14 protein-coding genes are annotated in these 19466 nt (G+C 61.2%); 10 read left to right on the top strand and 4 right to left on the bottom strand.

Features of this window, described 5'->3' with window-relative positions:
- Window positions 1-95 precede the first annotated feature (95 nt).
- Window positions 96-1514, bottom strand: a complete 1419-nt coding sequence (locus VNX23_RS28610; protein ID WP_325634933.1) for a cytosine permease — start codon at window positions 1512-1514, stop codon at window positions 96-98.
- A gap of 353 nt (window positions 1515-1867) precedes the next feature.
- Here VNX23_RS28610 and VNX23_RS28605 point away from each other — a divergent pair, with 353 nt between their 5' ends.
- The 6 genes from VNX23_RS28605 to VNX23_RS28580 all read left to right on the top strand — a co-directional run bounded on the left by VNX23_RS28605 (window position 1868) and on the right by VNX23_RS28580 (window position 9266).
- On the top strand, window positions 1868-3052 hold the full coding sequence (locus VNX23_RS28605) for an ABC transporter substrate-binding protein (RefSeq protein ID WP_414643101.1): 1185 nt from the start codon (window positions 1868-1870) through the stop codon (window positions 3050-3052).
- Between the two features lie 3 nt (window positions 3053-3055).
- Window positions 3056-3925: a branched-chain amino acid ABC transporter permease gene (locus VNX23_RS28600; RefSeq protein ID WP_325634931.1), complete on the top strand. Its 870-nt coding sequence runs from the start codon at window positions 3056-3058 to the stop codon at window positions 3923-3925.
- The gene (locus VNX23_RS28595; protein ID WP_325634930.1) at window positions 3922-6351 is read left to right on the top strand and encodes an ATP-binding cassette domain-containing protein; all 2430 of its coding nucleotides are present in this window, start codon (window positions 3922-3924) and stop codon (window positions 6349-6351) included. Before VNX23_RS28600 ends, VNX23_RS28595 begins: the two co-directional genes overlap by 4 nt.
- Window positions 6352-6505: 154 nt before the next feature.
- A complete protein-coding gene (locus tag VNX23_RS28590; protein ID WP_325634929.1) occupies window positions 6506-7738 on the top strand; it encodes an amidohydrolase family protein in 1233 nt (410 codons plus the stop codon).
- Window positions 7739-7969: 231 nt separating this feature from the next.
- Window positions 7970-8896, top strand: a complete 927-nt coding sequence (locus VNX23_RS28585) for an amidohydrolase family protein (RefSeq protein WP_325634928.1) — start codon at window positions 7970-7972, stop codon at window positions 8894-8896.
- Between the two features lie 46 nt (window positions 8897-8942).
- Window positions 8943-9266, top strand: a complete 324-nt coding sequence (locus VNX23_RS28580) for a hypothetical protein (RefSeq protein WP_325634927.1) — start codon at window positions 8943-8945, stop codon at window positions 9264-9266.
- A 2-nt stretch (window positions 9267-9268) separates the two neighbouring features.
- Here the strand turns inward: VNX23_RS28580 and VNX23_RS28575 are convergent, their stop codons facing one another.
- Entirely contained in the window at window positions 9269-10873 is a 1605-nt protein-coding gene (locus tag VNX23_RS28575) for a glycosyl hydrolase family 17 protein (protein WP_325634958.1), read from the bottom strand.
- A gap of 70 nt (window positions 10874-10943) precedes the next feature.
- Entirely contained in the window at window positions 10944-12281 is a 1338-nt protein-coding gene (locus VNX23_RS28570; protein ID WP_325634926.1) for an adenylate/guanylate cyclase domain-containing protein, read from the bottom strand.
- A 341-nt stretch (window positions 12282-12622) separates the two neighbouring features.
- On the opposite strand from VNX23_RS28570, the gene VNX23_RS28565 reads away from it, so the two are divergent.
- From VNX23_RS28565 to VNX23_RS28555, 3 genes are all read left to right on the top strand, one after another.
- Window positions 12623-13555, top strand: coding sequence for a sulfite exporter TauE/SafE family protein (locus VNX23_RS28565; RefSeq protein ID WP_325634925.1), 933 nt, complete (start codon window positions 12623-12625; stop codon window positions 13553-13555).
- A gap of 693 nt (window positions 13556-14248) precedes the next feature.
- Complete coding sequence (locus VNX23_RS28560; protein ID WP_325634924.1) at window positions 14249-15958, top strand: pyrroloquinoline quinone-dependent dehydrogenase; 1710 nt, start codon at window positions 14249-14251, stop codon at window positions 15956-15958.
- 78 nt (window positions 15959-16036) lie between these two features.
- Window positions 16037-16624, top strand: coding sequence for a cytochrome c4 (locus tag VNX23_RS28555; RefSeq protein WP_325634923.1), 588 nt, complete (start codon window positions 16037-16039; stop codon window positions 16622-16624).
- A 145-nt stretch (window positions 16625-16769) separates the two neighbouring features.
- Here VNX23_RS28555 and VNX23_RS28550 read toward each other — a convergent pair whose 3' ends face one another.
- A complete protein-coding gene (locus VNX23_RS28550) occupies window positions 16770-17687 on the bottom strand; it encodes an ankyrin repeat domain-containing protein (protein ID WP_325634922.1) in 918 nt (305 codons plus the stop codon).
- Between the two features lie 345 nt (window positions 17688-18032).
- Here VNX23_RS28550 and VNX23_RS28545 point away from each other — a divergent pair, with 345 nt between their 5' ends.
- Complete coding sequence (locus tag VNX23_RS28545; protein ID WP_325634921.1) at window positions 18033-19424, top strand: hypothetical protein; 1392 nt, start codon at window positions 18033-18035, stop codon at window positions 19422-19424.
- Window positions 19425-19466: the final 42 nt, after the last annotated feature.

Below are 19466 nucleotides of genomic sequence, written 5' to 3'. Positions count from 1 at the left end.
CGATGGCGGGCTTGCCTTGAAAAGCCCGCGATGGTGAATGAATCCCTCTCAAGACTTGAAAATTCCCCGAACAAGTCGCTTGAGGAACGAAGCCGTCATTTTCCGGCCGCGCCGGTCGCGGCCATCGCGGGCGCCCTTAGCCTGCGTCCGCCGATGGCGAGGTAAACCGCGCCGGCGACCACGATGCCAAACAGCCAGCTCAGGTCGGCCCCATCCAGAAGTCCCGAAATCGGTCCCTGCAGCGCGGGCACGAGCCCGTCCTGAAACGACCAGCCGGCAACCAGTCCCACCAGAAACGCGATGATACCGCCCCAGTTGATGTCGCCATAGGCGCTGGTCTCCGGCGACTTGTAGAGTTCGGCGACATCGATCTGGCTCTTTCGCATGATGTAGAAATCCGCCATCACGACGCCTGCCCACGGACTCATCCACAGCAGAAGGCTGATCATCCAGTTGTCGAACGCCTTGGCGAACGAAGGCGCGAACACGAAGTAGATGGTGACGAGGTAGCCGACGACACCTGCAATCAATGCCAGCGCCGTCCGGGAAAGGCGGACGCCCATGCTGAGCGCGGCCAGCGCCGCCGAATAGACGTTGAGGATATTGGTCGCGATCGGGCCGTGCAGCACCATCAAAAGCACCAGGATGCTTGTCACGCCGCCGAACACGGCGCTCACCATCTTGGCCGGATCCGTATCAAGCGTGACGCTTGCGATCGTCGCGCCGAGAATGGCGAGCCACACGGATGGTACGAACATCCCGACATAGCTGTACCAGAACACGGAAGACGAAGGCACGCTGCGAGGCACGAAGCGCGAATAGTCCGATGCCCACGTCACCCAGGAGATTCCCCATCCGACGCCGATCGCCGTCATCAGCAGCGTCAGCATCGCAAGATGCGGCCCTGGCGGGAGCGGGCTGACGAGATTCCAGTTGACGACGCCGGGCTGGCTCCAGGCGAGCACGCTCATGATCACCATGATGACGACGGTGACCGGCACCGTATATTTTTCGAAGGTGCGGATGGCATAGAAGCCGTAGATTCCGATCCCCACCTGGATCACCATCACCAGGGTGATGACGATGAAGACGGTCGCGCCCGTTTCCGGTATGCCGAATTGTCCGAGAATGGCCATCGATATCTTGACCGGGAAATAGGTATTCACGCCGATCCAGCCGAGCGTCATCAGAAACATCAGAAGGCTGGGCAGATAGGCGCCCCTGCGACCGAAGGCGGAGCGGCTCAGCACCATCTGATTGACCCCGGTCTTGTGGCCCATCACGGTGAAGGCGGCAAAGATGGCGCAACCGACGATGTTGCCGAGCACGATGACGGCGATCGTCTCCCACAAACCGAGCTTGAGAACGATGCCGAGCGCGCCGAGAGCCCAGTTGACGGGCGCGATGTTGGCGCCGGCCCAGATCCACATTTGCTGCGGCCCGGTTGAATCGCGGTCTGCGTCGGGAATCGGCTCGATGCTGTGAAGATCGGACCGCAGTTCAGAATTTGCCATGACGCCCTCCCTTTTTGAAACAATCCTCCATCCAGAATCGAGCAAAAATCATACCAAGAACTCGCGATTTCTTCGTCCCATACGGCGCAGTACCCACAGGATCACGCCTGTCGCGGAATGCGAAGCAATCTTCGCATTCTTTCGGCTCGATGAAGCGGGGTTTCGCGGGATGCGCGACCGGCACGAAAATACGATCACAATCTCTGATACTGTTGTGGTTTCGGGGGTTGTGGCATACCGTTTGCTTCAAGTGAGCCGGGACTTAAACCGGCGGCTCGTGATGCTCGCCGTGAGCGCGCCGATTGAGCCAGCGAGCGAAACGACGAAACGAAATTTCAAGGGGAGTTGCCAAAATGCCGACAAATCTGACGCGTCGCCAAGCTCTTGTTCTTCCAGCCGGGATTGCCGTGGGGAGCCTCATCGGTCGTCCCGCGATCGCAGCAGAACCCGTCAAGATCGGTCTGGTTGCGGCGCTGTCCGGACCTTCCGCGAAGTCGGGGGAGGGGATCACCCGCGGGCTTACGATTGCCATCGACGAGATCAATGCCAAGGGCGGCGTGCTCGGTGGCCGCATGCTCGAACTCGTCCGCCGCGATGACGAATCCAATCCCGGCAAGGGACAGACTGCGGCGCGGGAGCTGATCGACAAGGAAGGGGTTGCGATTTTGTTCGGAGGGATCGACAGCCCCGTGTCGCTGGCGATCGTGCCGCTGGTGAATTCGGCGAAGGTGCCGTTCATGGGAGTCTGGGCTGCCGCGACCAACATCACGCGTAACGGCGCCAATCCGAACTTTGTGTTTCGGGTATCGGCGGTCGACGTGCTGGTCGATCGCGCGCTGATCAAATACGCCACGACCAAATTCGGTGCGGAAAAACCAGGGCTGATGCTGGTCAATAATGGTTGGGGCGAGTCCAATCTGGCAGGGCTGACCGCGGCCGCGGAAGCCGCCGGCGTCAAGCTGGCGGGCGCAGAAAAGTTCGACGACAAGGACGCCGACATGACACCGCAGTTGCAGCGGCTGCGTGAGGCCAGTGCAGACGCGGTCATCCTGGTCGGTAACGCCGCGCCTGGCGCGCAGGTCATCAAATCGTTGCAGCGCTCCGCCTGGACGGTGCCGATCGTCTCGCATTGGGGAATCTCGGGCGGGCGCTTCCCCGAGCTCGCGGGGTCATGGGCAGGGAAGGTGCATTTCGTCCAGACCTACAGTTTCTTCGGTCCGCAAAATGACGTCGGCAAGCGCGTGCTCGCGGCGCTGATGGCGAAATATCCGGATATCAAGGGCCCCGGCGACGTCACACCGCCGGTCGGCGTGGCCAATGCCTACGACGCCATGCAACTGACCGCGCTTGCCATCACCAAGGCAGGCTCGACGGAAGGACCCAAATTGCGGGAGGGCCTTTTGGCAATCGAGAATTACCAGGGTCTGATCAAGAACTACACCAAACCCTTCACCGACGACAACCATGACGCCCTGAACGAGAATGACTACGTCATGGTTCGTTACAATGGAGACCAGATCGAGCCCGTCACCGGCTAACTCATGCTCGCGACTGCACTTGTCTCCGGGCTCAGTCTCGGCAGCATCTACGGACTCATTGCGCTCGGATTCACCTTGACCTTTGCCGTTTCGGGCACGGTGAATTTCGCGCAAGGCTCATCCGTGATGCTGGGTGCGGTGATCTGTCACCTGCTCGCGGTCGGCCTGCGCTGGCCGATGGTTGCGGCCGTGCCGGTTGCCTTGGTGGTCTGCGCCATCTGGGGCCTGATCGTCGAGCGCGTCGCGGTCCGGCCGTTCGTTGCACGCGGCACCAATTCCTGGCTGATGGCAACCGTGGCGCTGGGAATCGTGCTCGACAATGTGGTGATGGTGCTGTTCGGCAAGGAACCGCGCGCGCTGCCTTCATCGCTCGCCGATGATCCCTGGGTCATTGGCAATGTCGGCATCTTTCCCTTGCAGGTGCTGGTTCCGGTGGTCGGGCTCGGGCTTGCACTGCTGGTTCATCTCGGGATGCACCGAACCGGGCTGGGATTGAAACTGCGCGCGGCGGTCGAAAACCCGGACGCCGCGCGACTGATGAGCATCGACGTCACGAGGCTGATCGCGCTCACCTACGCGGCTGCCGCGCTCCTTGCCGGAATCGGCGGCATCCTGATCGCGCCTGTGTACAACGTCGCCTATGACATGGGGACGTTGTTCGGCATCAAGGCCTTCGCCGTGGCTATTCTGGGCGGTCTCACCAATCCATGGGGCGTCGTGATCGCAGGCCTGCTCTATGGTCTGGTGGAAGCGTGCGCCACGACCTGGCTCGGTTCGAGCAGCACCCAGATCGTCACCTTCTCCGCCGTCATCGCCGCGCTTGTGCTCGCGCCGTCCGGATTGTTTGCTGGTCGGACCAGGGTGCGCGTATGAGAGTGATCGTCGCCTCGATTGCCGCGGCGCTGGTCGGCGTCGCCGCCATCCTCGTCTGTCTTCTGGCGCCGGGCTACTATGCTTATCTACTCGGCACCTTGGCAACGACCGCGCTCGCCGGTGTCGGGCTGAACGTGCTGCTTGGGCTGGCCGGTGAGGTCTCTCTCGGGCAGGGGGGATTCATGGCGCTCGGCGCCTATGGCGTGGGGATTCTCACCTCCAAGGCCGGCTTGAATTTCTGGGAAGCGCTGCCGCTCGCCGTTTTGCTGGTCGCGGCGATCTCGGCGGCCCTTTCAGTTCCGGCACTTCGGGTCACCGGTCCCTATCTTGCCATGGTGACAATTGCATTTGGTTTTATCGTCGAATCCGTCTCGATCGAATGGCGCGATCTCACCGGCGGCTCCAGCGGCCTTAGTGGAATTCCGGCGCCGTTCGGGACCGGCGGCACGGCCCTCCTGGCCTGCCTCTTGTGCGCGGCGGCCCTTCTCGCCTTTCATTATTTTGCGCGAAGTCCCCTGGGTCTTGCGATGCAGGCCCTCGCCGCGGCGCCGTCCGCGGCGCGCAGTGTTGGCATTAGCGCTGTTCCGGTACGCACGGCCGCCTTCGTGCTGGCCGCGGTGGCGGCAGGTCTTGCCGGCGGATTACAGGCGGCGCTGACCGGCTTCATCGCGCCGAGCTCGTTTCCATTCTCCCAGTCGATCCTGTTTCTCCTCGTAGTGGTGGTCGGAGGCGCCGGCCGCACGCTGGGGCCGCTGATCGGGTCGGCCGTCGTCGTGTTCCTGCCAGAACTGCTCGCAGGTCTTGCGGAATATCGCCTCCTGGTTTTCGGCGCCGGCCTCTTGATCGTGCTTTGGGCCGCGCCGGGCGGAATCGCCGGTGCTCTTGCGCGTCTTTTGATGCCGAAGCAGGCTGATATACGGCCGAAGCCGGATATCGATCTCGCTTTGGCTCACATCACCGGTTCGCGCGGCAGTCTCGTGGCTGAGGGCGTGCGCGTAGCGTTCGGCGGCGTCATTGCGGTTGCGGGCGTCGACATGACCGCTCCGCCCGGCCGCGTCACCAGCGTGATCGGCCCCAACGGCGCCGGCAAGACCACGCTGCTCAATCTCGTCAGCGGTTTCCAGCGTCCTGATTCCGGGAAGGTTCGCGTCGGCAATCGCGACATCACGGGCGAGGCCGCGCATGAGGCCGCGCGCGGCGGTATGGCGCGCACCTTCCAGACCGCCCAACCCTTCGGCAGCCTGAGCGTGCTGGACAATGTCCGCCTTGGGCTCTTGCATGGCCGATGGCGCGGCGAGGCGCCGGCGGAGCTGGCGCGCGCGCTGCTCGCGCTTGTCGGATATGCGGAAAGCGAAGCGCGGCTTGCCGGCACATTGCCGCATGTCGATCGCCGGCTTGTCGAAATTGCCCGCGCTCTTGCCACGGCGCCCGCCGTGCTTCTTCTGGACGAGCCCGCGGCCGGGCTCAATGAGGTCGATACGGCCAGGCTCGGCAGCCTGCTGCAGCGGCTGGCGCGCGCCGGCCTTGCCGTCGTGCTGGTCGAACACGACGTGTCGCTCGTGATGTCGATCTCGGACGAGATCATCGTGCTCGATGCCGGACGCCGCATCGCTGCCGGGCCACCGGCCATCGTGCGCAACGATCCCGCCGTCAAGGCGGCCTATCTTGGCGCGACCATGCCGGAAGTATCGGCCGCACAGCGAACGGCAGGCGCGCCGCTGCTCGAAGTGAATACTCTCAGCGCCGGCTATGGGCCGCTTCAAGTGCTCGACCAGGTCAGCCTCAAGGTCGGCCGCGGCGAAGTGATCGCGCTTTTCGGGCCGAACGGCGCCGGGAAATCGACCTTGATGAAAGCGCTGAGCGGATTGATCCGGCCGGTCAGTGGAACCATCCAGCTCGACGGCAGGGACATCGCGGCACTTCCACCCCATGATGTTGCGCGCGCTGGCCTCATTCTCGTGCCGGAGGGGCGGCAGGTCTTTCCGCAATTGAGCGTTGCCGAAAATCTGAGGCTTGGTGCGACGCGTCGGTCCGATTTCGAGGCGGCCGAGATCGAGGCCATCCTCGATCGTTTTCCGCGGCTGCGCCCGCGCCTTCACACCGCGGCCGGCCTGCTCTCGGGCGGCGAACAGCAGATGCTTGCCGTTGGCCGGGGCTTGCTCGCCAGGCCCGAGGTTTTGCTGCTGGACGAGCCGTCGCTGGGATTGGCGCCGACGGTGGTGGCGGAATTGTTCGAACAATTCAGGCGCCTGCGCGACGAGGGCATGACCTTGCTGATCGTGGATCAGATGGCAGACTATGCGCTTGCCATTGCCGATCGCGGCTATGTGCTCGGCGGCGGGCGGGTGGTGGCACAAGGCAAGGCCGTGGAGTTGCGCGGCGCGATGCTCGACGAGGCCTATCTGGGTGCGGTTCCTGGAGCATGATCCGGACCCGGAGGGCCGCGTGAGCGCAAAGTGCAAACCGGTTTTCCCTCGCGACAAACGCAAAATGCGTTTGCGCGGAGATCATGCTCCGAAAAAGAGATGAGGTCATGTTTCGATTCGATCTAATCGAAACATGATCCAAGGCGGTGAAATGATGGATCAGATCATTCGTGATGCCCGCATCTGGCGGGACGGCGAGCTTGTCAACACTGATATCGCCATCAAGGGCGAGACGATCGCTGCCATCGCTCCTGATCTTTCGGCCGAGGGTCCGGAGCTGAAGGCCGGCGGATGCCTGGTGATCCCGGGCCTGATCGAGACGCATATCCACCTCGACAAGACCTGCATCCTCGATCGTTGCCGCATCGAGGAAGGCACCGTCGCCGAAGCCGTTCGGGAAACCGCTTCTGCCAAGCGCGGCTTCACGGTCGGGGATGTTTATGCGCGGGGAAGGCAGACACTGGAGCGCTGTATCAGCCACGGCACGATGCGGATGCGCACCCATGTCGAACTCGATCCCGGCATCGGCATGACCGGCTTCGAGGCGGTCGAGCAGCTCGCGCGCGATTATGCCTGGGCGATCGATGTCGAATTATGCGTCTTTCCGCAGGAGGGGCTTACCAACTATCCCGGCACGGAAGAACTTTTGATCGAGGGCTTGCGGCGCGGTGCGCGGACCATCGGCGCCGTTCCCTATTTCGACACCGATCCGCGTGCCCAGATCGATCGTATCTTCGCCATCGCCCGCGACTTCGACGCCGAGATCGACATGCATCTCGATCTTGCCGAGACCACGCAGGGCATGCAGGTCGAATATGTCTGCCGCAAGACCGAGGAGTTCGGCTGGGGCGGGCGCGTGGCCGTCGGCCACGTCACCCAGATGTCGCTTTTGCCGCCGGATCGCTTCGGCGAAATCACGACGCGGCTCGCCAATGCCGGCGTCGCCGTGACCATTTTGCCGTCGACCGATCTTCACCTGATGGGCCGCAACCACGACCATGCGGTGCCTCGAGGCGTGGTGCCGGCAGAACCTTTGCGCGAGGCGGGCGTGACCTGTTCGATCTCGACCAACAATGTGCTCAACCCGTTCACGCCCTATGGCGATGGTTCACTGATCCGGATGGCAAACCTTTATGCCAATGTCTGCCATGTGTCGCGCCCCGCAGACCTCGCCGGCTGCCTCGACATGATCACGGGCTCGGCCGCGCGGCTGATGCGGCTGAACGATTACGGCATCACGGTCGGCGGACCGGCCGACCTCGTCTGTCTCGACGCGAGCAACCCGACGGATGCGATCGCGACTCTTGCGCAGCCGCTCTGGGGCATCAAGCGCGGACGAATGTCGTTCACGCACCCGCGTCCAGAGCTTCACCGGCCGGGAAACTAGAGCGTGAAGACTTTTGAATCGGTTTGCCCGCAAATTCGGTTTACCTCTCCCCGGCGGGGAAAGGTCGATTTGCGCAGCAAATCGGGTGAGGGGCGCTAGTCCAACGAGGGACATCGTCGGGAGAGCAAAGACATCGCTGCCGGACCTGTTTCACACATGGCGTGACACTCTTTGGTCCGCACGCACACACTTCAGTCTACAAATGGCAGAGTTCATTTGAAAGGTAGATTCATGTTGTCCCGCCGGCAAATCATTACCTCGCCGCTCGCCGCTGGTTTGGCGCTGGCATCGCACAAGGCGACTGCCCAATCGGCCAAGCGCATCATCGTCGATGCCCAGGTGCATCTGTGGAAGGCGGAATCGGAGGATTGGAAATGGGTCCCCGGCGCGAAGCCGCAGATGCCCGAGCCGTTTACGATCGAGAAGCTGGTTCCGCTGATGGATCAGGCCGGTGTGGATCGGGTCGTCATCGTGCCGCCATCATGGCTGGGCGACCGCAACGATTACGGTCTCGAGGCGGCAAGGCGTTATCCCGATCGCTTCGCCGTCATGGGTCGCATCGCGTTACAGAATCCGCAATCCGCCACGCTACTGCCGAAATGGAAGGAGCAGCCCGGAATGCTCGGCGTCCGCGTCAGCTTGCTCAGTGATGCCACGATGGCTTGGCTGACGGACGGGACGGCCGACTGGTTCTGGCCGGCGGCCGAGAAGGCGGGAGTCCCCGTCATGTTTCTTGTGCCGGGACAGCTATCGACGTTTGCCCGCATCGCGGAGCGCCATCCCCAGCTCACGCTCATCATTGACCACATGGGTATGAACTCTTCGAGCCGAACCGCAAGGATCACCGCGATCCCGGCGGCGATTGACCAGGCCGTTGCGCTCGCCAAATATCCGAACGTGAGCGTCAAATTGTCGGGTGCGCCCGGCAACTCGCTCGAACCCTATCCGTTCCGCGACATGACGGTGCACTTGCAGCGCTTGTTCGAAGCCTACGGTCCTGAGCGTTGCTGTTGGGGTACCGACATAACGAACTCGTTCGCCAAGGCCAGCTACCGCGAGCGCGTCACCCATTTCACCGAAGAACTGAGCTTCCTGTCGGAGAGCGACAAGGATTGGGTTATGGGTCGCGCGATCCTCGCGCGTCTGCAATGGGCCTAACCGCACCTCAAGCGGCCTTATCGCCTGACCCGGTGTGGTCCATATCTTGCGGCGTATCTTAAGCGGCGCCAGCGGCGGGCGGGTTGCGGTCGGCCATGTGACCCAGATGTCGCTGCTGGCACCCAGCCGATTCGGTGAAATCACGACGCGGCTCGCCAATGCCGGGGTTGCCGTGACGATTTTGCCCGACCGATCTTCATCTGATGGGCCGCAACCCGACCTCGTCCGTCTCGATGCCAACAATCCGACGGGAGCGATCGCGACCCTTGCGCAGCCGCTCCGGGGCATCAAGCGCGGGCGAACGTCGTTCACGCGTCCGCGTCCAGAGCTTCACCGGCCGGCAACTAGCTGGAGTTCGAACTCACACTGATGTCAAGCACGCGCCTGCCACAGCGTAACCGCAAGCAGCATATAGGCAGCGCAAGTCCACAGCGACTGCCAGTTGGCCGGCCCTTCGTTAAACCCCGTATAGATCGCCGCCACCAAAAGCACGCCGGCAAATAACGATTCCGCCATCGGGCGGATTCCTTTCTTCGGGCGATTGAGCAACGTCAGAGCCGCAAAAGGCACCGCCGCCATGGTCAGCGCAGCATAGGGAAAATCCTTGTCGCGGGGGTCGAACACAAGGCCGAGCGCGGTCTCGGTGCCGATCACGATGGTTACCATCAAAGTCAGTCCGTGCATGATCGCCGGCATCGATTGGGTCTGATAGTTCTTCGGACCCAGCAGTTCCAGAAATGTCGGCAGCGCGCGCCCTGACATCAGGGCGTTGGCGCCAACGATTGGAGCAGCGGTCGCGGCGAGGAGCAACGCGCCCCACAGGAGCCAGCCTCCCGCTCCATAACTTTCATAGAACATCTTTTGGGCAGCCACCCCGAACAGGATTCCAGCAGTGGTTGCCGATATTCCGACTGCAAACCACGCGACGGGCCGGGGCTGCCAGGGCTTGCGGCGCAAGGTCAGCCACGCCGTGCCAAATATCAGGATCGCCAGAACCATTCCGCTGCCCATCTGCAGCTTCCAGAGCGGAAAATTGCTGATAGGGACGCCATGTGGATATTTCAGCGTGCGCCGGACGGAATCGAATAGCCCCCAATATCCGCCGACCGTGCCCTCGAGCTGTTGCTTCCACGATTCATCATAGGCCTCGAACAGGTTGACGCGGAAATTCTCGCGCCGGGCAAGATCGAGGATCTCCGAGACCACGCGCGCCTGATTGGTGCGTGACGCTAACGCTGCGTCGCGCATCCGTCCCTCGCTCGGCCATCCTGTTTCCCCGATCAGGATTTCCTTGCCCGGAAATGCCGCCGCCATCTGCTGGCGAATGGCGTCGACGTGAGCGGCGGCAAATTTCGCCCGGACCGGAAAATTTTCCCAAAATGGCAGGATATGAACGGTGATGAAATCGACCGCGTCATAAAGTTCGCGGTTGCGCAACCAGTACTCCCAGACATCGGCATAGGTGACGGGAACGTCGACCTGCGCCTTGACCGAGCGGATCGTGGCGGCAAGGTCGGAAGCTGTCATATCTCCATGCAACAGAACCTCGTTGCCGACCACGAGCGCGGTGATGGTTTGCGGATATTCCCTGGCGAGGCGTATGCCCGTCGATATCTGCGTCAAATTCTTCTGCCGATCCCTACCGAGCCAAATTCCCTGAATGACCTTCAGCCCCACCCCGGCCGCAAGTTCGGGAATCTGATCGAGACCGAGATCGACCGCATAGGTACGGATGCAGTCGGATATTTTGGCAAGCTGGGCGAGATCTTCCGCGATTTGTTCCCGCGACACCTGCGTCGCCGGCGAAAGTGATGTCTGGTGGTCGCGGAAGGGGGCGTAGGATACACACTGGAGCTTGGCGTTCGGATCGATCGGCGCGCGCGTTAATTTGATCGGTATGGCCAGCCACCACCACGCCGCGGCGATCGCAGCGAGGGATGTCAGAAGAAGCGCCAGCGGCGTGCGAAGAGAAATCAGTTCCGTCCTCCGGGTAGCAGTGATAGCCGGGCGCGGATGATCGCCCGTGATTGTGGGCCAAAGTCGGGCATCAATCCACAATTGCCTGAAACAGGCGCCATTCGCTCGGCACACCTTTCAAGGTGTGCACGCCGCGCTCTGTGAACGTTAATCCTGAACCGGCCACCAGGTCTCGAACGGTCTGCGAGACGAGCACTTCACCGGGCGCGGCCAGTGCGGTGACGCGCGCGCCGATGTGCACTGCGATACCAGCCAGGTCTTCACCGACCAGCTCGCATTCCCCGGTGTGCAGTCCGCAGCGGACTTCGAGGCCGAGCGAGCGCGCTGCTTCGCGGATCGCACCTGCGCAGCGGATCGCTCGCGCCGGGCCATCGAAGGCTGCAAGGAAACCATCGCCCGCGGTATTGATCTCGCGCCCATTTAAGTTCCGCAACGTGTCCCGAACTTTTGCGCGGAATGCCGCGAGCAATTCGCGCCATGAACGATCGCCAATCGCTACAGCTCGCTCGGTGGATCCCACAATGTCCGCAAAGAGAACCGTAGCGAGAACCCGCTCCCGGTCTTGCGCATGGCGCTTGCCCGTCAAGAACTGCTCGACATGGTCCAGCAGCAGACCGCCGTCATTCACCCAAAATGTATGATCCGTGCCAGGTAGCTCGATCAGCTGGGCCCCCGGGATGCCTTGAGCCATTCTGCGCGCGTGCTCGACGTCGAGAACCCGATCTCCGACGCGGTGCAAAATGAGCGTCGGAGCGCGGATCGCGGGCAGGACGTGTCGTACATCGATTTCTCTGTTCATCTTCATGATCGCGGCGGCTGCTCCGGGGCTTGCCGCTGTGCGAAAATAGGAAGCGAGGCGTTCGGCGGAACTCGGATCGCGGGCAAGGCTCGGTGCCCACATTTCGATACTAATTCCTTGTGGTGTGCCCCAATTGCGTTCGATGTTTTCGAGGAAGCGCCGCCATTGCTCGTCGTCCCAGCCCAGGGGGTAGTCGGGCGCCCAACTGCGCTTGGCATATGAGCCGTATAAGATCAGCGCCGATGTGCGTTCGGGATAGGTGGCAGCGTAAAGCAAGGACATCGGCCCGCCCTCGGATACGCCAAACAAAGCCGCCCGCTCTGAACCGACTTCGTCCAGAATCGCACGCACGTCGTGCATACGCTGCTCAAGCGTGAAAATCTGCGATCCCCGGTCTGACATTCCGGTTCCACGCTTGTCGAAGAGGATAAGGCGGGAGAACGATGCCAGGCGACGGAAGAACGAGCTGCGTACCGGTGACTGCCAGGTCGCCTCGATGTGTGACACGAAACCCGGGACGAACAGCAAATCCAACGGTCCATCGCCTATAACCTGATAGGCGATATGAACATCGTCGCTCTTGACGTAATGGGTCACTGGTGCAGCCATGACCGACCTCAATCGCGACCTTGCGCCAGCGTAATAACGCCAGCACCTACCACGACAAAAACGATGACGATGGCAAGCGCCTCCGAAAGGCCCTCGTACCAGTTGTTCCAAAGCTCAAGCATGCGCTGGCCTCTGTCCGAAGCGCGCCCAGCACTGACAAGATATCACTATGTCGAAAGGACGTGCCTTTGCGACCAATGCTACGTTTCGTCGCGCGCGGTTTGATCGCGCGACAAAATGACTTGTGCCGTGGCGGTATTGAGGCCACGCGCAAATGCAAAAATGATCGCTGAGCGCAGCAGGCAAGATTTCCTGCAACCTGCAGCGCCGCGAGTCGAAAGATGCCTTCCATTGATGCCGCTTTGATTGTTCTTGCCGGGATCGCTTTGTTTGCGGCCTTTGTAAATGGTGCTCTTGGCTATGGGTTTTCGTCGCTCACCGTGCCGCTCGCGCTCCTGTTCTATGCAAATCGCATCCTGAATCCCGCCGTCGTTCTGACTGAAGTCTTCCTTAACTTATACGTTCTCTTCATCAATCGGAATGGCGTTCCGGCCGTATGGAAAAAGGTGTTTCCTATTCTCATCGGGCTGCTGCCCGGCATCGCAGTCGGAGCCTTTGTTCTTGCTTCGCTTCCACCTGGTTGGATCAAACTAGGGACCTACGCGGCAATTCTACCGCTCATCCTGCTCCAGGCAGCCGGTTGGCGGAGGCCGGTCCGTTTCAGCTGGTTGATCGGTCTCCCATTTGGAACGGGGCTGGGCGTCCTGTATTCGGTAACGACCATCTCAGGACCTCCTTTAGCGATTTTGTTCAACAATCAGGGCTTGGTCAAAAACGAGTTTCGGGCCGGTCTCGCATTGGTTCGCGTGGCTGAGTCGAGCGTGACCGCGGTCGTGTATTACCAGCTTGGCCTGTTTATAGCCGAAAGCGAGAGCATCTTTTTGGTGCTTGTTCCCAGTGTTGTGGTTGGCGTACCGCTTGGGGCCTATCTGATCCGACGGCTGGATGCCGAGACGTTTCGTCGGATATGCATGAGCTTTGATGCATGGGTCGTCGGATTCGGCCTCTCCCGGGTGTTGATCGAGCTGGACTTGATGGAAAACCCGTGGGCCTACAGCGTCATGGCGGTCACCATTTTGATAGACGCCTGTTTGTTGTACATCTTTTTCACCGTACAGAAAACGGCCTCAAACGGATCTCGTACATTGTGGGCTCCGCTGACACTTGGCCACCAGAGTGGCCCGCACGATCGCATTCCTTCGGACATGACATAACTTCCTCACGGTCCGTTCGGTCGCCTTAACCACTTGCTCGGTTACGTCATTGCGATCGTCGCTATTGCGATGCTCCTGCACGCAATTCGGCCGCAGCCATAGAGCGGAGCAGCACGGATACAAATATGGCCGCCAATACGGGATGTCCGCCAATGGCCCATCGCGTCATTTTTGCAGCGATCGGAGTTTGGTCGCTAACGGGACATTGCGGGCATAGTAAAGTCACATCAATCAATCTCGAGGTATGAGTTCGCGCGATGGCGACGATTATTGCGCAGCTTTTGCGGTCTGGCCGAGCATGGCCCGAATTGGAGTTTTGGGAAGCGTCAGCAACGACCACCGTCTCCAACATTGCCGGTCAATGCTTGCCGTCCATCGCTGCGCAGGGGGGGTTGGAGACGAAGTCGCCGACGAAGCGCAGTCGCAGGCATTGCGCAAAGGTAGGATGAAGAAGCTTAAAGCATTCCCTAAATCGCCGGATCGTCCGCCAGGGGAAGTCATCGAGCGACGGTTGCGTAGGCGGACAGACGAAATCGCATGCTGATCTCGCAGCCGCGAACAGCGGCGGGTACGACCGCCCGAAAGACCTATGGGCTGCAGCTTTCTCCTTGTCAAACATGCGCGGAGGGATCAAATTTCACCCGCACCGGCGTGCACACGTGCCGGTTAATTAAAAAGTATGGGGCGGAGACCATGAATAGACATTACGCTACCTGCGCCGCGTTATTCGGCGTTGTTTACTTACTCACGGCGCCAGGCAATGCGCAGGAAGTCAAACAGGATCCTTGGTCACCCTCGCGTGAGGCGAAGATTTCTCCAGTCACTCAATCGCAACTCAATGCAGCCGACAAGAACACAACCAATTTTCTTCTGACCAACGGCAATTATGCCCAGACGCGCTTTTACCCCGCAAAGCAAATCAACCGTGACAACGTAAAGAACCTCCACGTCGCATGGATTTTCCAGACCGACGTCAAGGAATCATTGGAAACCTCGCCTATCGTGGTCGACGGGGTGATGTTTGTGACAACGTCGTTCAGCCACGTCCACGCACTCGACGCCAAAACGGGCGAACAGCTCTGGCACTATAGCCATAAGATGGGGCCGGTGACGACTTACTGCTGCGGTCCCAATAATCGCGGCGTCCAGGTGCTTGGTGATATGGTTTATCTCGCTACGCTCGACGGCAAACTGGTGGCGCTAAATGCAAAGACTGGCGATGTCGTCTGGAAAACTGACGTTGCCGATCCTGAGCTCGGCTATAGCGAGACGATGGCTCCGACCGTCATCAAGGACAAGGTCCTGATCGGAACGAATGGCGGTGAATACGGCATCCGCGGCTTCGTAAGGGCCTACGACGCCAAGACGGGTAAGCTGGTCTGGAATTTCGATACGATCCCCGAGAATTCGGTCGGCGTCTGGGCAACCAAGGACGCGACCGGACGCGACATGCACCGTGACATTCAGGCCGAAAAGGACCAGCTTGCCAAGATCGGTGACCCTTACAAGAAGCTCGGTGGCGGCGTCTGGCAAAATCCCGCAGTCGATCTGGCAACCAACCGGATCTATTTCGTGGTCGGCAATCCATCTCCTGACCTTGATGGTTCGCCGCGTCCCGGCGATAATCTGTACACGGACTCGCTGGTGTCACTTGATCTCGATACCGGCAAATACCTCTGCCACTTACAGTACATCGCCCACGACGTCTGGGATCTCGACGCCGTGAGCCCGCCGGTGCTGGTGGATGTCAAGGACAAGAACGGCAAGGTCATTCCTGGCGTGATCCATGCCGGCAAGACCGGCCACATCTATGTTCACGACCGGAAGGACTGCAGCTTGATCCGGTTCTCGGAGGCGATGGTAGCGCAGGAGAATATGTGGGTTCTGCCGACCAAGGAAGGAGCCCGCATGCTTCCAGGAGCGAATGGCGGCGTCGAATGGTCGCCGATTGCCACCGACCCGGGACAGGAGCTTGCCTACGCCATCAACCTTCATCAGCCCATGCACTACCGGGTCGAAAGCTCGCCTTACCCGAACGGCAAGTTGTGGCTTGGCGGCGCTTTCACGGCAATCCCTGGCGAAAAGCAGTCGGGTAACATCACCGCCGTCAACTACAACACCGGCAAGATCAAGTGGCAGGTGAAGACGCCTGAACCAATGATCGGTGGCATTCTTGCCACCGCAGGCGGTCTTGTTTTCACAGGTGAAGGCAACGGCAAATTCGCAGCCTACAACTCGTCCGACGGCAAGGAACTGTGGAGCTTCCGCGCTGGTGCCGGCGTCAATGCGCCGCCCTCAAGCTACACGGTGGGCGGCAAGCAATATATCGTGGTTGGCGCGGGCGGTAACGTCCAGGTCAACTTCAAGCGCGGCAACAACATCATCGCTTTCACGCTCGAGTGAACAAGCGGGTTTCGTGGTGATTACGAGCGCGGGGCCAGTTGCGGCCCCGCTTCTGTTGAGCGTTCGCGGAATGAACCCGTGGGTAGCAAATTGGGTCGGTTGATTTCTTGCGGGCTAATTCTCGCGGCATTGTTGAGCGCAGGCCCTAGACCCGCAATTGCGCAAAGCATCGCTGAAAAGGTTGAGGCCTGCGCTGGCTGCCATGGCCACGACGGCAAACCGATCGACAAGACAATTCCCATCATCTGGGGACAGCAAACCGGGTACATTTACATCCAGCTCCGCGATTTCAAGCGTGGCGACCGCAAGAACGAGACCATGCAGCCGATCGCTGCATCCTTCGAGAAGGAGGATATGCTCTCGATTGCCGAATATTTTTCAAAGAAGCCATGGCCCGACCTGGGCCAACCGCGGGCGCCGAAGGACGTTTCGGAACGAGCTGCCGGCGCCGAACACTCGGTGGGTTGTACGGGCTGCCATCTCGATCATTTTCAGGGCGATGGCACAGTACCAAGACTGGCTGGACAGAGTCGCGAATACCTGACCAAAACAATTGCCGACTTCCGCACCCGCGCCCGCGGCAACAACCCCGGCATGACGGATCTGATGCTCGCCACGCCTCCCGACGACCTTGCGGCACTGTCGGAGTACCTGGCCGGTCTGTAAATCGGGCTAGAGCCTTTTCGGTTCTGATTGAATCAGAACCGAGGCTCTAATCTTTTGTTTTGACGCGTTTTCTTCACGCGAACCGGTATCCACTTCGCTCGAAAAACGCTATAGATCGAGGCCGAATGCTCGGCGAGAGCCTCATTCAGGGCGCCGCCAGCCGTTCACGTAGCGACGACAGAGAGGTGAGATCTGCCGCACGTTTGCCGGCCTGGTCCCTGAGAGAAGGATCAGCTCCTCGCGCAAGTAACAGAGCGACGATCTCTGCACGGCCGCCTTCGGCGGCGATCATGAGAGCGGTGCGGCCGCGGGCATCCCGGTCATCGATCCGCGCTCCAGCGTCCACAAGAAATTTGACAACCTCGATGGCGTCTGCTTCCGGGACCTTTTCATCCGCGCCCGATGCCCACATCAGCAGGGTGAGATCATGTTGGTAACGGGCGTTGACGTCGATATGCCGGCCCAACAACCGTTTCACGATATTCAGCTTGGCGCGTGCCGCCGCATAAACGATCGGCGGCTTGCCCGTATCGTCGGCTACTCGCTCGTCGGCTCCATGTTTGATCAACGCTTCGACGATCACATCGCTACCGGCATAGGCGGCAGCGGCAACCGGAGAAATCCCACTCCGTCCCGTCAGGCTGACGTCAGCACCGAGCTCGATGAGTCGCTGCGCCACCAAGACATGGCCTCCTTCGGCAGCAAAATACAGGGCCGTGGCGCCGGCCAAATTGCGCGCATTGATCGGAGCGTCTCGCGCATGCAAAAGGTCGACCATCGTAAGATGGCCAAACCTTGCGGCATGGCTAAGGGGTCTAGCACCAAATCGGTCGCGCGCGTCGACCGATGCGCCATAATCCAGCAGTTCGGTTGCCAAGACGATACAATTCCCGTCGGCGGCCGAGAATAAAGCCGAGGACACTTCGATTGCACTGATCTGCGGTTTCGCGGTTTGAAACTTGCGGCCCAGCTCCTGGCATCGCTCGGAATCGGCGGCGACAGCCGACGTCGCACTCAGAAAAGCCATCCAGACCGAACAAAGAATTACACCAGGACGGTACAACAGGTTCCTCCCGCATTATTTGCCCACGCAGGGTGACACGTCGGGAGACCCATGCCAAGGCGGAAGCTCACGCCGACCGCTGCGCCACACGAGTCCAGAAATGGCCTACGTGTCATTTTCGCGTGCGCGCAACGGCAGCACGCGGTGCTCTCCGATGGTCCCGTAGAGCGTTTTGGTCTAACATGAAGCTGGGACAGCATTCCAACTCCCGGGTGGACGGCGATCGTGCGGTCCGACCGCGATGCTCCAGCGCGTACAACGGGCGGAGCCGCCTCTCTGGGCGGCGCCGGGTCGCCGGGGCCATGGGCCGTGCTGGCGTGGGCCGCGCTGCTGGTGGCGGTCGTCGTGTCGTTCAGGCCGGCTGTCCCGGTTATCTGGGGCGACACGCCGCCCTTCGTGGAATCTGCGCTTCTTACGCTCGAGACCGGAAGGCCAACCGTGGCTGGTGGGCGCGATCCGGGTTACCCGGCGCTCCTGGCCGTGACGTTCGCCTTCGGAGGTGACCTCAGTACGGTGGTGCGGTTGCAGCAGGCGGCGTGGGCCGTCCTGATCCTGGCACTTGCAGCAACCGCCCAGACGGCGACACGCAATGCCGCTGGGCTCGTGCCGATCATCCTTGTCGCTATGTATCCGGGCCTGCTGCTGTTCCGGCACGTCCTCACCGCAGACCTTCTCTTTGCGGTGTTCCTCAATCTGGCAATGGCTGGATTGCTCGTTGCCACCTGCGTCGGCAGAACGGCGCGGTGCTGCGCGGTCGCAGGCGCTGTCCTGTGTGCAGCACTCGCGGCGTGCCTCAGATCGCAGGGTATGCTGGTCCCGATCGCCGCCGTCCTGGTCGGTGCCTGCGTCGCCCGGCCAGACACGCCCACGCGCCTTGCCGTAATCGCCCTGTCCGTCGCGGCGGCGCTGGCCCTCCTCGCCGCTGGATCCCGGTTCGGGGCTTCCGACTCCGACCGGGCATCCATTGTGTTCCTCCCCAAGACACTGTTCTGCAATCACCTGAACATCGTACTTGCAAGCGATGCGGCGCGACGCGAGATAGTGTCGGCGGCCGGCGGCCCCGCCGATGCCACGATGGCTCGGCTCGCCGTCGACTTCGCCGCGGAGCCGGGTCGCTGGCCCGTGCTCGGGTTCTTCGGCGACGCGTGTCTCTTCGACGCCGCACTGGATCGAGACGTCGCCGACGATACAGGGAATGCTGTCGGCGCGGCCGCAGCCTATTGGCGCATTTTCCTGACCGCCGTGCGTGACCGGCCGCTGGCCTACGCAGGCAAGTTCGTCCGTCAGATGGCCTATGGGGCCTCGGTCGCATGGCCGTCCTACGGACTCGACCCCACCATACCGGTGTCGACCGACGACGTGCCGCTCGTGTCCGAGATCATGACGCGGCACGGCCGGGCAACTCAGCCGATCGACCTGCAAGGCAGACCGGTTCGGATCGGCCTGTTGTCCGATCTCCCAGGGGTCTCCCCCCATCTGTTCGAAGCATTGTCCACCGCCTTCGTTATCGCCGTCATTTTTTGGACGGTGATCGCCGTGCGGCGTCGTCGCTCTCGGTTCTTGACGCGCGCAGGCATTGTGATCGTGATGTGGGTGGCTTCGATCGTGACCGCCGCCGCCGCACACACCCTCGACGTCTCGCGATATCTGGTTCCGGCAGTGCCGACGGTAGGCCTCATGCTGTCCCTTTTCGCCGCCGAGCTGACCGAGACGATCGCAAGCCTGCGGAGAGGCTAATCACAGCACTCACGAGCTCTCGTGCGCAGAAAATGCCAGCGT

Source organism: Bradyrhizobium sp. (genome assembly GCF_035570375.1).
Taxonomy (GTDB): Bacteria; Pseudomonadota; Alphaproteobacteria; order Rhizobiales; family Xanthobacteraceae; genus Bradyrhizobium.
This window is presented reverse-complemented; position numbering and strand designations above follow the sequence as displayed.

Bases quoted from the DNA above. Each gene is read 5' to 3' on its own strand.
- VNX23_RS28610 (WP_325634933.1), bottom strand. From the start codon at position 1,514: ATGGCAAATTCTGAACTGCGGTCCGATCTTCACAGCATCGAGCCGATT.
- VNX23_RS28605 (WP_414643101.1), top strand. From the start codon at position 1,868: ATGCCGACAAATCTGACGCGTCGCCAAGCTCTTGTTCTTCCAGCCGGG.
- VNX23_RS28600 (WP_325634931.1), top strand. From the start codon at position 3,056: ATGCTCGCGACTGCACTTGTCTCCGGGCTCAGTCTCGGCAGCATCTAC.
- VNX23_RS28595 (WP_325634930.1), top strand. From the start codon at position 3,922: ATGAGAGTGATCGTCGCCTCGATTGCCGCGGCGCTGGTCGGCGTCGCC.
- VNX23_RS28590 (WP_325634929.1), top strand. From the start codon at position 6,506: ATGGATCAGATCATTCGTGATGCCCGCATCTGGCGGGACGGCGAGCTT.
- VNX23_RS28585 (WP_325634928.1), top strand. From the start codon at position 7,970: ATGTTGTCCCGCCGGCAAATCATTACCTCGCCGCTCGCCGCTGGTTTG.
- VNX23_RS28570 (WP_325634926.1), bottom strand. From the start codon at position 12,281: ATGGCTGCACCAGTGACCCATTACGTCAAGAGCGACGATGTTCATATC.
- VNX23_RS28565 (WP_325634925.1), top strand. From the start codon at position 12,623: ATGCCTTCCATTGATGCCGCTTTGATTGTTCTTGCCGGGATCGCTTTG.
- VNX23_RS28560 (WP_325634924.1), top strand. From the start codon at position 14,249: ATGAATAGACATTACGCTACCTGCGCCGCGTTATTCGGCGTTGTTTAC.